This is a genomic window from Bacillus basilensis, from assembly GCF_050630465.1.
GTDB lineage: Bacteria > Bacillota > Bacilli > Bacillales > Bacillaceae_G > Bacillus_A > Bacillus_A basilensis.
In genome coordinates, this window is the sequence record NZ_JBNTQO010000018.1 from 1 (window position 1) to 14,361 (window position 14,361).

Below are 14,361 nucleotides of genomic sequence, written 5' to 3' on the forward strand. Positions count from 1 at the left end.
CTCCCTTTTTTGATTCTGTTTCTTTATTTTCTTTCTCTAATTCAATTACTTCTTCTTTTTTTGATTCTGTTTCTTTACTTTCTTTCTTTAATTCAATTGCTTTATCTTCTTTCTCTGATTCTGTTTCTTTACTTTCTTTCTTTAATTCAATTGCTTTATCTTCTTTCTCTGATTCTGTTTCTTCAATTTTTCCCTTTTTTCTTATTTCGCGTGAATCATCTTGAACATTCAGCTTTTTCCCTTTATAAACTTTGTTCCATATTTCCTGACCAACCCATGGATTCTTCATCACCATCCCCCCGTCTAATGAAATTCATAAAAATATGTTTTTTGTACGCGACCATTTCATCATTATATATGTTTTATAATAATAAAAAAGACATTGTCTTTTTATCAAAGACAATGCTTTTTTAGTTTTATACTTGTACTTGTTGTACTTGTAAAACTTTTAAAGTAAGATCTAGTACAATTTTTTCACGAAGAGTATCAAATGGTTCGTTTAGGTCTGTTGGACAAGGTGAAAAGTCTAATTCAAAAAATTGAGCGCTAACTAATTCGCAATACGGTTGTTCATTATAAAAAACTGTATTTTCGAAGAAGTATTTGTCTAAACGTGGTAGATCACCATTTTTAGGATTAATAAAGTGAGAAGTAGTATCTGAGGAAGCAGCCACTATAGCTAGTGATAGAAAATCACCAGCTGTTAAATCAGCAAAACCAGAAAATGGAACATTAGCAATGCGGTCATATAGCACTCCATTACACTCGTCATTTGCATATTCAATATTTTTACGAATATATCCTTGTACAAATAACTTTGCTCTTGTAACTCGGCGGTAAGGTGTTCCTGGTACTGGTTCGAATGCTACAGGAACTAACTTACATTGTGTTAAAAATGCATTTTTTAAGATACGTTTAATTTCAACCGCTGGAGGATCTAATGAAATATCAGATTCTACAACAATTTGAATTGTTCTTTCTGCTAATACAACCGGTATTTTTACAATTGGTGCTCCCGGAGTAGTAATTGGCGTTGCAGGTGCATCACTTAATGGTGTTTGGGTTTGTCCTACTACCTGACATGGTACATTAATTGGACATTGTTCACTCATATTTTATAATCTCCTTTATAAAAAATTTAGAGTTTTTCAACTCTCTATACTGTATATGTACTTTTTCTATTAATGCGTGGGTTTGTATCATAGTCACTTTTATCATTTGCAAAATAAGAGATTCATTGCTTCTAGATAGTTAAAAACACATACATTAATATACGTAGCCTATACTGATATCTACCTATATAAAATAGAATTTCTCGACTTTTTTATGATAGAGCTAATTGGTGTTCCAATATTAATTTTTCAAGACTCTTTTATTCTATCTAACAAAGGATACATTTAATAAGAACCATTTACCAACTTAATACTATCCACAAAACAGAACATCACGACTATTGTCCCCTTTTATAAAAAAATAAAAACCGGCTAAAAAAGCCGGTTTTTGTACTCAATAGATTATAAAATCTCCTTATTATTGAACTAATCATTTTATTCTCTAATATTTCCATAGGAGTTTTTAACAATGGTATCGAAACATTCTAGTCATTTGTCTTTCCCTTTTTAAATTCTTTATTTTGTACAACTCTTACAATCTCTGCTCATTCATCTATTATCCACAAAATAAGTATCATACGCCTTATCAAAAACATACCCTAGCTTTTCTGCTAGTTTGGCAGATGTCGTATTCGCTGCATCCCAGTTTGGGTATTTCCCCTTTTCTAAACAATCCAATATTAACGCTGCACTCACTACGGTCGCCAAACCTTTTCTTCTATGGTTCAGATCCGTCGCAACTTCAATTTCTATCCCCTTATCGTAAATACTATACGAGGATGCACCACATATAACTTCTTCGTTATACAAAATGCTATAACCTATACCTCGATTTAAATAATCTTCTACCGATTGAAATTGACTTGTAAAGTCTTTAGAAAGCTTATGTAGTGTAGAATCATTTGCAATATGCTCATCTATTCTTCTTACCTCATATCCTTTCGGAAGTGTTGATATAAAAGATTGTAATTTTGAACGATCAAAAACTTCCGAATTACGTTTGAATTTATAACGTAAAAACTTATCTATTTTTCTTTCAAAAAATGTTTCTAAACGCTTTTTCCACTCTTCACTATTTACGATTACTAACATTCTATCAGAAATGTTATGTAGTAATTCTTCTGTTTCTTTCACATTTGGATCCCCAGCGTAAAATGTGAAAATCCCTACCGTAACTTGCGCTACCGTTGGATTTTCGAGATTATTTACCCAAGCGTTACCCATATGACCTTGTAAATAAGAAAGTAAAACAACGTTATTGAAATCTTCGAACATAGTAACTAATTTTTCTCTTGTCTGTATATTCGCTTCATATATCATTCACATTCCTGCTTTCATTAGAATCAATGTACCTCTACTTTTTTTCATAAGTCCTTTTATTCTACATATAAGCAATCGTCTACTAAATTCCATATAATTATATATTATTCATAAATATAAAATTATTATAACATCTAATCAAAAAAGTAAAATTCACTTTTGCAATTTCAAAATGCACATCTTTATATCTAAATAAAGCCAATTTATTGAAAAACTTTTACACGTATACCAAACCTATCTAAATAACTGTAAGATTAAATGGAGGAGTTCAATTAATGAATTGGTTTAGCGTTGCAGCTGAATTACAGCGTGACTAGCGAAATGATGTTGAAGGCTTTGGAGCTTTACTTGCTAAACATCTTCCAAGTTATCAAAATATCATCGGAAGCTACGTGGGAGCTCAAAAAGAATTTAGTAAATAACACAATCATTAATTAATCTTAATAAAAGTTACTAACAACTATTTACATAGTTAAAAAAGGGCTACTTCAATAGCCCTTTTCTTATTTGCTTTACTAACATTTATATTAACAAAGCAATTTTTTCGTTAATACCATCCAATTCGCATATTGATTAACCCTCATTATCTTGTAAGAGGGTTAATCAATATGAATACGTTATATCTCCTTCTTAGAAGTAAAGGATTCTGTAGCGCCATTTTTATATATTTTAGTCAGGTTAATAATTGACTTGTACGTATTATTGTCATTCTTTATCATCTTTTTCATTTCTTCTATTTCAGCATTACCAGTTCCACTCTCTATTCTCAAACAGTTCGAAATGTTGAGGTATCCACTCGATGCGAAAAGAATAATAAACGTAAGATCTGGGAAATTAATGAACAGTATTCCAAACTTTAAAGGATTCCCAGCCGTATCGGATAAAACTAATTGAAAGTTTAATAGTTCAGGCACTTGAACAAAGTCTTTAGAAACAATCGCTTCCCCAACTATTGTAACCTGCTTCACTGCATTGCCATTTTCATCTGTAAATTCAGTACAACTAGGTGCATCAATTGTTTTTGCTTGCAGTGATAAATTCAATTCTGGATTGTGAAAGTCAAAAAAGAGTGTACTTCCCTCGGTTAAACATTGCGGACAAACATTTCCAAGTAGACTAAAATCCTCTTCAATAAATTTAACTTTCGTTTTACAACTACAAACTTTTCCTATTCGAATTGCATCAATCTTAGAGCAATCTACAAAAATAACCTCATTGTCCTCTTGTACGAAGGATACGATACCATTCCTCTTATTAAATGAAAGAAAATAAGATACAACAATTCCATTTCCTGCTATTACAATACTCTCAACTTTAGTATACGGTTCAAGACTTTGTAAAAATTCACATATACTATTTTGGCAACATCCACAATCACGTTTCGGCTCACAATCCACTTACACTCCATCCCTTCCCTATATGTTTTTATCTAATACATATAATATGAGCGGAGTATAAAAAAGCTTGGACAATATAACTTTAACGTAAGAATTCACACTAAGAACAAGAAATAACACATAATTTTTACTATAAATACATATAACAATTTCATCTTTCATGAAAAAAACGTTATAATGAGGTGTAGCCTCTACGATTACGTTATAAAGGAGATTAAAACAATGGCTAAAATTAAAGTATACCAAGCAAAAGAAGAAAATATGGAAGCAGTAAAAAACATCATTGATGTTGAGGAACAAAATCCAACTGCTGAAAACTTACAAAATCTATATGCATGTGTATTAGAAACTGAAGATATGGCATTGCCTGAATCATACATTGAAGAAGATATCTTAATCGATTCTATGGAAGTTATGGTTAACGCTTCTCAAAGCAAAGTAAGAGACTTAGGTGCATACGATGTAATCGAAGTTCAAAACAAAGGTAAGAAAACACAAATTTTATTACTTGCAGACGAAGAATACGAAATTATCGAAGGCTAATCTAAATCTGTACATACGAAAAAACTCCTTTCCAATTGGAAAGGAGTTTTTTCATTACGCTTTTGATGTTTCGTTCTTATTATTCTTTTGTTGTTTCTTAATTACCATGCGCTCATTTCCCATAAAGAAAATAAATATGAATGCTAAACCAGCTGGCACCAATGCCCACATAAATGTTTGAACAATTGAATTAGAAAGAGCGCTAATAATTTTATCTAATATTTGCGGCGGAATTTGAGATCTCGCCGATTCTGATAAAATAGCTCTTGAATCTCCTAAAGCGTTTGTATTCATTCCTCCGCTCATACCTTTAAATGCTTCTTCTAATTGATCTTGGAAACCTGTTCTTTGGATCATTCCGAAGATTGTAATACCAAGCGTCATTCCTAATGAACGAATGAAATTACTCGTTGAAGTCGCAGATCCGCGCTGTTCCATACCAAAGTTGTGAATAGCTGCCATACTTAGTACAGAGAATGAGAATCCAACTCCAAATCCGATAATAATCATATACACTGTTAATAATGCACGACTTGTTTCTGGCGTTAATGTGCTTAATAAAAATAGTCCAATTAGCATAATAACCGCAGAAATAATCATAATATTTCGGTAGCTAAGTTTTGTCGTTAAAAATCCGCCTAATTGCGCTGTTACGACTGATCCTAACATCATCGGTAAAAGTAATAACCCTGAGTTTGTTGCGCTACCACCGTATACCCCTTGAATGAATAACGGAATATATACAGTTGCTGACATAAACGCAGCACCGTAACATAATGCAATAATGGTACTCATTCCGAATAAACGTTGTTTAAACATTTCAAACGAAATGATTGGTTCTTCTACTTTACGTTCAATAAAAGTAAATGCAATAATTAAAATAGCGAATCCGCCAAATAAACTTAAAATAAAGCTAGAATCCCAGTCATACTTTTGTCCACCAAGTTCAAGCGCAAACATTAACGAAACTACTGCACCAACTAAAGTAATTGCCCCAAACCAATCAATCTTTTGCTTTCTATGAACTCGTGACTCTTTATAAAAGAATGTAATAAAAATAAGTGCTAAAACGCCAAGCGGTAAGTTAATATAAAATACCCAGTGCCAGCTAATATAATCTGTAATATACGCGCCAAGCAACGGTCCAAAAATACTTGATAAACCAAATACTGCTCCGAATAAACCACCCATTTTCCCGCGCTTTTCAGGAGGGAAAATATCAAAAACGATAGTAAATGCTATTGGTACTAATGCCCCGCCGCCGATACCTTGAATCGCACGATAAATACCTAACTGTGTAATGTTTTCAGCTGTACCACAAAGTGCCGAACCAATCATAAAGACGATTAAACCGAAAATAAAGAACCTTTTTCTACCATACATATCTGATAGTTTACCGAATATCGGCATACCTGCCATTTCTGCGACCATATAGGCAGAAACGACCCATACAAAGTTTTCAAGGCCTCCTAAGTCACCAACAATCGTTCCCATCGCTGTTACGACAATGGTATTATCCATTGATGCCATTAAAATACCTAGCAATAAGCCCGCCACAACAAAGCCGAGCTTATTATTCTTCTCAACCATAACCTTGCTCTCCCTCGTACTACTTATATTTGTTTATGTTCTTTTACGACTGCATTACCCTTTTGATTAAAACTAGTATGATATTCTACAACACTAATTTCACAACCAGGGCCAATTGTAACATTGTTTCCTCTCACTACTTCAGCAATCGTATGTTCTAAATATATATCATCTCCTTCAACAATTGAAGTTTGGAGGTTTCCAACATGACTAGTAAAAGGAAGAAATCTCGCTTTTTTACGAATAGTAATTTTTTTACCACCAATTTCTCTTACCTTACTTCCTTCATAACGAAGTGAGATTTGAATATTTTCAGCATTTAGTAATCCATCACTTTCAAGACCACCAGTTAATGATAAATCTTCTACTTCAATATCTCCCTTCACATTTAAAGCACCTTTTACATCGACAAGATCACCTGAAAACTTTCCTGCAATATCTATCATACCTCTAACTTTTGTTTTTTTAATATGTGCATCACCATGAATTTGTGTATTACCATATACTTTTACATATTCCGCATCTACATTTCCTTGTACTTCGCTATCTCCATACACAACATAATTTTTCACTTTCATATCACCGCGTACATCACTCGTACCATACGTTTTAAATTCATTACAACTCATAGCATTCGTAATCGTTCCTTCACCGCGAATCTTCACTTCATTATAATCTCCGCCTGCTGAATTACCGGAACCATTTACTGTGAGACTATGTGGATGTTCCATATTACTTACTCCCTCCCATTAAACCTGCTTAATTTCTTTTACATTTGCGCTTTTATCAACAGTAAGCTCACCGGTATATTCAATCAGTTCAATCTCACAGTTCGGTCCTACTGTAACATTACCTCCTCTTACCGTTCTTATGTGAGCATAATCAATATCAATATTGTCACCTTCAAGCAGCTCAGCTTCTAACTGCAAGCCAAATACTGTTTTAAATAGCCTACTAAATGTACCTGATCTATGTCTTACTTTAATCGTTTGACCACCAATTTCTTTCGCTCGACATGTACCGTGAATATTAATATTTATTTCATCGGCGCTTAATAATCCACCAATTGTAAATTGTCCTTCTGAAGAAAAAGTATCCACTTCACAATTACCATCAATTGTCGCTTGACCATTGACTTTAAATTCTTCACCAGTGACATTTCCACCTATCGTACCTTTTCCTGCAATTTTCAAACTGTTTGCTTTCACATCTTGCGTAATTGTTGCTTTCCCATCAATTCGCATCTTTTCTGCAAGTACTGTACCATCGACTTTACCTGATCCACTAATTCTTGCATTGCTGCTTTTCAAGTTTCCAGTAACGGCACCGTAACCATTACATTCAAATTGCTCACATTCAACATTTCCATTCACAGTTCCTTTTCCGTTTAATTGCACTTTATGAAACTCGCCGCCATTCGATGAACCGTAACCATTTATAATCAAATTATCTGTACGCATACTTTCTCCTCCACTACAACAATTTAGTTTTTAATGCTTCGGTATATTTCATAATCGCTTCGCGTAAAACGATTTTGGTTCCTTTTTCAAAAATTAAATCATCCACGTTTGAAACTAAGAAACATGTAGAAATCCCTAACTTTCGGACAATGATTAAGTCACAAGTTTTATGTTTAATTGCTTCATAATTTTCACGTAAAACTTGCAAGACCATTTTGCCTTCTTCTAAACTAATCTCTCCCGATTGTAGTAATTCTTCTAACATGTACACATAAAGAATATTTACAAATTGAAACTCTGTTGTTTTATTCGTTTGTTCTATGAAGAATTGTAAAACTGGCTCTGATGCAATCCCCTTACGTAAAATGTCTTCCTTTGTTAAAAGAATTTCTCTCACACTCGGTGAAAACATATTCGCTAGTTCATCAAGTGATAGGTCCTCTTTCATCGTTTGGATTTTATCAATTCGCTCTAAAATCTTTTCTTTCGGAAAAAATGTCTCCTGACCCGTGAAAGTAGACTTTCGTACAAACCAATCTTCCGGTATTAAATTTTTTCTTTTCCACCTATATAACTGTCCGTATGAAATACCAGTAAGTTCTAATAAATCTTTTTTTGAAATTAATTCTGTACTCAACTGTATAACACTCCTTCCTGATAACAATGTAACATAACACTGTTACGTTGTAAATGGACTTTTATCACAAGTAGCGTAACAACGTGTAAAACAACCCTATTTTACATACAAAAAAGGCCCTTACACATCTCATAAAAAATGCATAAGAACCTTTATCTATCAAGGTTTAAACCATATTTTATAAAAATCAATCCACCCTTGTGAATTAATCATTATATTTTGTACTTTTTCGTGAGAAGTTACTTGTTGTTTGTTACGGTATAAAGGGATAACTTGAATTTGACGTAACAAAGTCTCCTCAATATCGCGTAACAGTGTAACTCTTTTCTCTACTTGTTCTTGTTTAAAATAAGGGGACAACGTTTTATGAAAATCCATGTTGCTTTGCCCATGAATAAAACTGTTTTTTGTAAGAAACATATATAGCAAACTATCTTCTATTCGTTCGCTAATTGTTGCGCTATCATGCATCATATCAGCCTTTTGTATCGTACTTATTTCTAACAGATCTTCTATTTCAAGAAAATTATTTTCTACACGAATTCCGTACTTCGCACACTCTTTTTGTATCCATCGCGCATCTTCAACATGATCTTGTCCTGTAAATGTGTAAAGTTGTAGCACTTCATAATGATACATACTCTCTTTAATTAAACTTTCTACCTCCTCCTCAATCTCTACTATGCTGTCACTAGCTAATAGTAGTTCCTTTGCCACTTCTCCACGTTCCCCACCAAGTTCTTTAATGATTGCATGGCCATGAATGATTTTATATAACGCTTTTCGGAACAGCTCATCTTGCATTGGTCCTTCTTTTGCAAGATTACATGTTATATATGTCACATTCGACTCAAGTCGAGACAACTCTTTATTAAGATTTTCTTTATCTTTATACTGCGCCTTTACTAACACGTCATATGTATTTACATTTTGCTCCACATTCAATAGTTCAATTCGGTCAAGAAAAGATCTTTCTCGATAATATAAATCATGTACTTCTAATACAAATAAATGTTCATTCTTTTCGCGTAATTTAAAAGGGCCTGTTCCAATGAGGTTTTCCGCTTCATCTTCATTTACGATAGAACACTGTTCTGAACTTAGCATATGTAAAAATATGCCATTTTCTGTATGTAATTGAATTTCAATAATATATTCATCTACTGCGCGGACGCTTTCAATATGTTGTAACATCCACGCGTGTGGATTATTTTCAGCTTTTATAAATCGATTTAGTGAATGTATAACATCATGTGCAGTAAGTTGTTTTCTATTATGAAAGTGTACTCCTTTTCGTAAATAAAACGTCCATATCTTTTCAGCATCATTATATTCCCAGTGAAAAGCAAGTCTTGGTTCTATATAGTTTGATTGCTCATTTACATATACGAGCGTATCAAAAATATGTTTTACCATATGACATTCTGAACGCATTGTAGCGTAGACCGGATCTAATGCAATATCTAAATTCATTTGAACCTGCAAACGAAGGACATCTCTTCTCCCTTCGGATGTCCTTTCTATTTTATGACCAAATATTGAATCTACCCAAACTTCATACTCTTTCTTTACTGACGGAAATTGTGAGCTGTAGCGCTCCACAAATGAAATTCCGCTTTTCACATCCCCTTTTCTCGTTATCTCTTTTCCTTTAGCTAAAATCAATGGTATCGGTTGCTTTTGAAATATTAGTTTAGAACGATTCCCTCTCCCGCGACCTGGAAACCAAACGATCCAATTTAACTCATGTAATTTTTTTATAATTAATTTACTATTACGCTCTGTACAAAATAATGTTTCGGATATATTTTGCACTGTTATTTCTAATTGTTCTCCTTCTTTTTTCCCTTTCCCATAGGCAATCCATAGCTCAATGTATTGATCTAAAATAAACATCATATTCCCCCTAAAAGGTGAAAAATACTCCCTATTCTTTCTACCCTTTTTCCAATTCTCCTTTCATCTTATCATTTCAATATAGAAAGGAGGAAATAATATTGAATCATCTTTTATTACGTTACAATAAACCAATTATCATTAGACTGTGCGGTGAATTATTAACTCGAACAACAGAATCAATGTTAGCTATTATTATGATTATTTACGTTAATAAGATGCTAAACGGCAATATTATGATGACTATGCTTATTTTCGGGTTACAACCGCTTTCGGACATTATATTTACACTTATTGCTGGAAGAGTCACTGATAAATATGGACGAAAGAAAATTATGTTACTCGGCTTATTGCTACAAAGCGTTGCAATCGGTAGCTTCATCTTTGCTCAATCCGTTTTTATATTTGCTTTGTTATATGTCATAAATGGGATTGGCCGCTCCTTATATATTCCTGCTCAACGTGCACAAATAGCTGATTTAACAAAACATGGGCAGCAAGCAGAAATCTTCTCCCTTCTGCAAACGATGGGAGCAATAGGTACCCTAATCGGCCCTTTAATTGGTACTATTTTTTATAAGACTCATCCTGAATATGTATTTACGGTGCAAAGCATTGCACTTATAGTATATGCACTCGTTGTTTGGACGCAGCTTCCAGAGACCGCTCCGGCAATGACAACACCAACGCAAAAGCTTGAAGGATCATCTCAAAAACATTTTGTACGCAAACATTACGCCGTATTTGGACTTATGGTTTCTACACTTCCTATTAGCTTTTTTTATGCACAAACTGAGACGAATTATCTTATCTTCGTGAAACATACTTTTCCGGATTTCGAACTCATACTCGTTTTTATTTCAACATGCAAAGCTATTATGGAAATCTTTCTGCAAGTTTTCCTCGTGAAATGGTCTGAACGATTTTCCATGGCGAAAATCATTATTATTTCTTATGCCTGCTATACAGTAGCTGCACTTGGCTACGGGCTTTCAGCAACAATCACGTCACTATTTTTCACATTACTCTTTTTAGTCATCGGTGGAAGTATTGCTTTAAATCATTTACTTCAATTCGTTTCAGAAATCGCTCCTTCAGATAAACGTGGATTGTATTTTTCAATTTACGGCTTACATTGGGATGTATCTCGAACGTGCGGTCCTGTTATTGGTGCGGTTTTATTAAGCAAACTAAACGGCAGTATGCTATTTTATATTTGTGCTTGTTTCTTAATAATTGGGGGCATTATTCAAGCTCTTTTTGTTCACAATTTAGAGCGTAATAAAATAAAAAAAGACATTTCAGAGCATACTCCTCATGTTTTATAGGCTGCTTTCCTCATCCTTTTAACAGTAAAAAGAAGGCTATCACAAAAGTCTTGATGACCTTTGGTGATAGCCTTCTTTATTACCCTGCCATCTTATTTATACTATCCTCGGGCGAAAATACCGAAATATGATTTACCTTACCAGTCGATTTTGGAATGATAAATTTTAACTCAAACTGATTGTTTACTTTATATACATATATTTTATCTTCACCATTTACTTTAACTGATTTTGGTTTTCCTAATGCCTTTTCAATTTCTTGTAATGTAATTAACTTTAGCTCTGCATGATAGGAGCGTACATCAAAAACTTGTGATCCTTTATTAAAACCGAAGGAAACATTTTTACTTGTAAAGGTTGCGTACATTCCGTTTCCTGCTTGCTCCGTTTTATCAGCTTTCCCCCACGCTTTTTCTATTTCTTCGATATCTCCTGTATGAGCTGCGAACGGAACATTAGGCACTTTTCCTTCTTTCGCTAGTTCAAACAAATTTTTAACGTGGTTAATTGATTTTTGATTTATTATTGTATCTTTCGAATTTGAATCGTTATTTGATTTAACCTCAGGCTCTTTCTTTTGTTCAGAAGAATTATTCTGTTCGTTTTTACTATTTTCCGAAGTTGGGTTTTTTTCCTTTTTTTCATCTGTTCCTTTACATGCCGCTAAGGCAAATATGCATGTAAAAGTAAGAAATAATAAAGCTATCTTTACATACACTTTCATACATTTCAGCTCCCTATTAAATGCTATTCATTTCGATAACCAATCCAATACACTACTTTTTAAATTGTGTTTATTCCAAAAAGTAAATACTTCACTCTCTCCCCATGCTTGTACAACATATTCTACAAAAGCAGTTCCTAAAAAATAACCGAGTCGATTGTATCCAAAATACTGTCCGCCAGATAACCGAAACCACTCTTTCTCTTTTTCAAACGTCCATCCTTCTATATAATCTTCCAAAAAACGTTTCTTTATATGTTTTTCATTTTCTATATAGCATTGTAACCAACGTTCACCATCATTATCATATGAGTAATATACTGATTCATTTAAACCTTTCATAATTTGCTTTGATAAATATGTTGCAACACCTTCACGATACAAATTAACTGTCGCATCGGCCCACTCTGCTTTCCTCCAGTCCATTCCATCATTTTGTAACATAACATTATGATATATATGTCCTATTTCGTGAGCGACAATAACACGAAGGTGATTTAAATCAGGAGATAATTTTTCTGCCGCAAAAAACATGTCTCCAATAATTTCTCTTTCTACAAATGCATTAGAGCCAAATCCTCCAACAAATAAGTGGAATTTCATTTTTACATCACATTTAAATTTATTATGATATTCATTCGTTACCTCTTGAATAATGATTGGTAATGATTCTGCAATGATACGAATATCTTCTATTTTTGCGGGATATAGGTTAATAGCATTAGAAAGACGTTCTTTCGTTTTAGGACAATGATACTTAAAGTATTCTTCAAATATCTCTGGATGCGAAGTGAAGTATTGATTGAGGACAGCTAATTCTACGTCGTTACTTTCCCATAATTTTAAAAAACTTGGAATTGTATTGTTTATCATTTTTTCCATCTCCTTATATATCCCTTCTCGCCATTTACACTGCAATCCTTCCTTAAACAGAAAAAGCAACAAAGAAAGATGAGCCTTCTTTGTTGCTTTTTCTGTTTAATCAAACCATCTATCACCATCAGAAATCCATTTACCATTTTGCAAATCATAACATTCATCATCGTCATGAAAAATAACGTAAGAGGGTAATTTCACATTCATACCACCAGCTTTATTCCAGCATGTCGCAAACCATTCTATTATAGCTTTCGTTCCAATTTCAGATAACTTCTCATCATTTTTTTTGTAAAAATCCCAAAATTCATCAGATTCTTCATCACTAAACGTATAATATGTAACGTCATCCATTACATCATAGCTACCAGAAAAAATCTCTTCGTCAGTGCCCTCATAAAAGACTTCATTAGCATCTCCATCCATTGAAAACATAACGATAGACAATTCAAATGACTGAACAAAAACAGTAAAATCTAATAAATCTATTTCTTTATAATAATTAAGCTGTGTTGTTGTTTTTAACCTTTCAATCAAATCAGAGGATTTTGCTTCTAGTCCTTTTATTAAAGAATTTTTATAGTTCTCAATTGTAAACAAATACTTCACTTCCTATTCATATTATATATTTATCAAGATATATAAAAATTATAGCAAAGGTTTTGTATATTTTGCTTGAGAAAATGAAAAAAGCTGTCCAAATAGGACAGCTTTACATATGTATTTTTACACTTCGATTGACTTACCATCTTCAACAATATGATAAAGTAAGTGAGCTAAATGATGAATTGGACCATATTCTTCCTCTTCCTCATCCGTTTCGCCTTGGAATTCAAGATCGTTTAAGTATAGTGCTAAAAATTGATAGTATAGTTTTAAATCAAATCCGTAGCACGCAGTTGGCTCTTCATGATCTCCTTCGTATTGTAACATTAAGTATTGATCATTTCCTTCTGCATCTTCTGCGTCAAAGAATACGAAGAATCCAACGTTTGTATCTAAATCAAATAGATGACGAGTACCTTTTTCTGTTGCTTTATTGAAGTCCTCTTCACTTAATTTATGTACTGTTGTTGCTTTAGCATTATCTTCTTGATGGAAATTTACTGTAAATGTTTTCAATGCTGACACCTCCTGAATGTATAATACTAGCATAACATATAAAAAGGACTGCTTACAAATGTAAACAGTCCTTTCATTCATTTCCGCATTGCTCGTAATAAGAAACTTACAATGAAGATTAAAATAATCGCACCGATTAAAGCTGGAATAATTGCAAATCCGCCAATTACCGGGCCGAAACTACCAAGTAATTTCGTACCAATCCAAGACCCGATAATACCAGCAATAATATTACCAATTACACCACCTGGTACATCCCTGCCAGTAATTAAGCTAGCAAGCCATCCTAATATACCACCAACGATTAATGACCAAATCATACGATACCCTCCTTTATATTTCACCAATCAAAATAT

At 33.3% G+C, this 14,361-nt stretch carries 15 protein-coding genes and 2 pseudogenes; 3 read left to right on the plus strand and 14 right to left on the minus strand.

What is annotated here, in order from left to right; all coding sequences use genetic code 11:
• The 3 genes and pseudogenes from ACQVV1_RS24185 to ACQVV1_RS24195 form a co-directional block, all read right to left on the minus strand.
• Window positions 1-289 (minus strand): annotated as a pseudogene (locus ACQVV1_RS24185) (BC_2427 family protein); the annotation flags it as partial.
• Between the two features lie 127 nt (window positions 290-416).
• The gene (locus ACQVV1_RS24190) at window positions 417-1,112 is read right to left on the minus strand and encodes a CsxC family protein (protein WP_001294998.1); all 696 of its coding nucleotides are present in this window, start codon (window positions 1,110-1,112) and stop codon (window positions 417-419) included.
• 549 nt (window positions 1,113-1,661) lie between these two features.
• A complete protein-coding gene (locus tag ACQVV1_RS24195; protein WP_242252955.1) occupies window positions 1,662-2,432 on the minus strand; it encodes a GNAT family N-acetyltransferase in 771 nt (256 codons plus the stop codon).
• A gap of 257 nt (window positions 2,433-2,689) precedes the next feature.
• Here ACQVV1_RS24195 and ACQVV1_RS24200 point away from each other — a divergent pair.
• Window positions 2,690-2,854: pseudogene (locus tag ACQVV1_RS24200) on the plus strand (isochorismate family cysteine hydrolase YcaC); the annotation flags it as partial.
• A 195-nt stretch (window positions 2,855-3,049) separates the two neighbouring features.
• Here the strand turns inward: ACQVV1_RS24200 and ACQVV1_RS24205 are convergent.
• A complete protein-coding gene (locus tag ACQVV1_RS24205; protein WP_242252954.1) occupies window positions 3,050-3,829 on the minus strand; it encodes a BC_2878 family exosporium-associated protein in 780 nt (259 codons plus the stop codon).
• 222 nt (window positions 3,830-4,051) lie between these two features.
• Between ACQVV1_RS24205 and ACQVV1_RS24210 the strand changes: the two genes are divergently transcribed.
• Window positions 4,052-4,372 carry a hypothetical protein gene (locus ACQVV1_RS24210; RefSeq protein WP_063221509.1) on the plus strand — a complete coding sequence of 107 codons (321 nt, stop codon included), beginning with the start codon at window positions 4,052-4,054 and terminating at the stop codon, window positions 4,370-4,372.
• A gap of 54 nt (window positions 4,373-4,426) precedes the next feature.
• Here the strand turns inward: ACQVV1_RS24210 and ACQVV1_RS24215 are convergent, their stop codons facing one another.
• From ACQVV1_RS24215 to ACQVV1_RS24235, 5 genes are all read right to left on the minus strand, one after another.
• Entirely contained in the window at window positions 4,427-5,962 is a 1,536-nt protein-coding gene (locus ACQVV1_RS24215; protein ID WP_242252952.1) for an MDR family MFS transporter, read from the minus strand.
• A gap of 23 nt (window positions 5,963-5,985) precedes the next feature.
• On the minus strand, window positions 5,986-6,693 hold the full coding sequence (locus tag ACQVV1_RS24220) for a cytoplasmic protein (protein ID WP_242252951.1): 708 nt from the start codon (window positions 6,691-6,693) through the stop codon (window positions 5,986-5,988).
• 18 nt (window positions 6,694-6,711) lie between these two features.
• Window positions 6,712-7,422: a polymer-forming cytoskeletal protein gene (locus ACQVV1_RS24225; RefSeq protein ID WP_242252950.1), complete on the minus strand. Its 711-nt coding sequence runs from the start codon at window positions 7,420-7,422 to the stop codon at window positions 6,712-6,714.
• A 13-nt stretch (window positions 7,423-7,435) separates the two neighbouring features.
• Entirely contained in the window at window positions 7,436-8,059 is a 624-nt protein-coding gene (locus tag ACQVV1_RS24230) for a YhbD family protein (RefSeq protein WP_242252948.1), read from the minus strand.
• 159 nt (window positions 8,060-8,218) lie between these two features.
• Entirely contained in the window at window positions 8,219-9,955 is a 1,737-nt protein-coding gene (locus tag ACQVV1_RS24235; protein ID WP_242252946.1) for an ABC transporter substrate-binding protein, read from the minus strand.
• Window positions 9,956-10,056: 101 nt separating this feature from the next.
• Here ACQVV1_RS24235 and ACQVV1_RS24240 point away from each other — a divergent pair, with 101 nt between their 5' ends.
• Window positions 10,057-11,283, plus strand: a complete 1,227-nt coding sequence (locus ACQVV1_RS24240; protein ID WP_242252944.1) for an MDR family MFS transporter — start codon at window positions 10,057-10,059, stop codon at window positions 11,281-11,283.
• Window positions 11,284-11,362: 79 nt separating this feature from the next.
• Here ACQVV1_RS24240 and ACQVV1_RS24245 read toward each other — a convergent pair whose 3' ends face one another.
• From ACQVV1_RS24245 to ACQVV1_RS24265, 5 genes are all read right to left on the minus strand, one after another.
• Window positions 11,363-12,007: a YjgB family protein gene (locus ACQVV1_RS24245; protein WP_242252942.1), complete on the minus strand. Its 645-nt coding sequence runs from the start codon at window positions 12,005-12,007 to the stop codon at window positions 11,363-11,365.
• Between the two features lie 27 nt (window positions 12,008-12,034).
• Window positions 12,035-12,880, minus strand: a complete 846-nt coding sequence (locus ACQVV1_RS24250) for a gluzincin family metallopeptidase (RefSeq protein WP_242252940.1) — start codon at window positions 12,878-12,880, stop codon at window positions 12,035-12,037.
• A gap of 105 nt (window positions 12,881-12,985) precedes the next feature.
• Entirely contained in the window at window positions 12,986-13,483 is a 498-nt protein-coding gene (locus tag ACQVV1_RS24255; RefSeq protein ID WP_277930112.1) for a hypothetical protein, read from the minus strand.
• A 126-nt stretch (window positions 13,484-13,609) separates the two neighbouring features.
• Window positions 13,610-14,005, minus strand: a complete 396-nt coding sequence (locus ACQVV1_RS24260) for a hypothetical protein (protein WP_000847587.1) — start codon at window positions 14,003-14,005, stop codon at window positions 13,610-13,612.
• A 77-nt stretch (window positions 14,006-14,082) separates the two neighbouring features.
• Entirely contained in the window at window positions 14,083-14,325 is a 243-nt protein-coding gene (locus ACQVV1_RS24265) for a GlsB/YeaQ/YmgE family stress response membrane protein (protein ID WP_000638308.1), read from the minus strand.
• Between the last annotated feature and the right edge of the window lie 36 nt (window positions 14,326-14,361).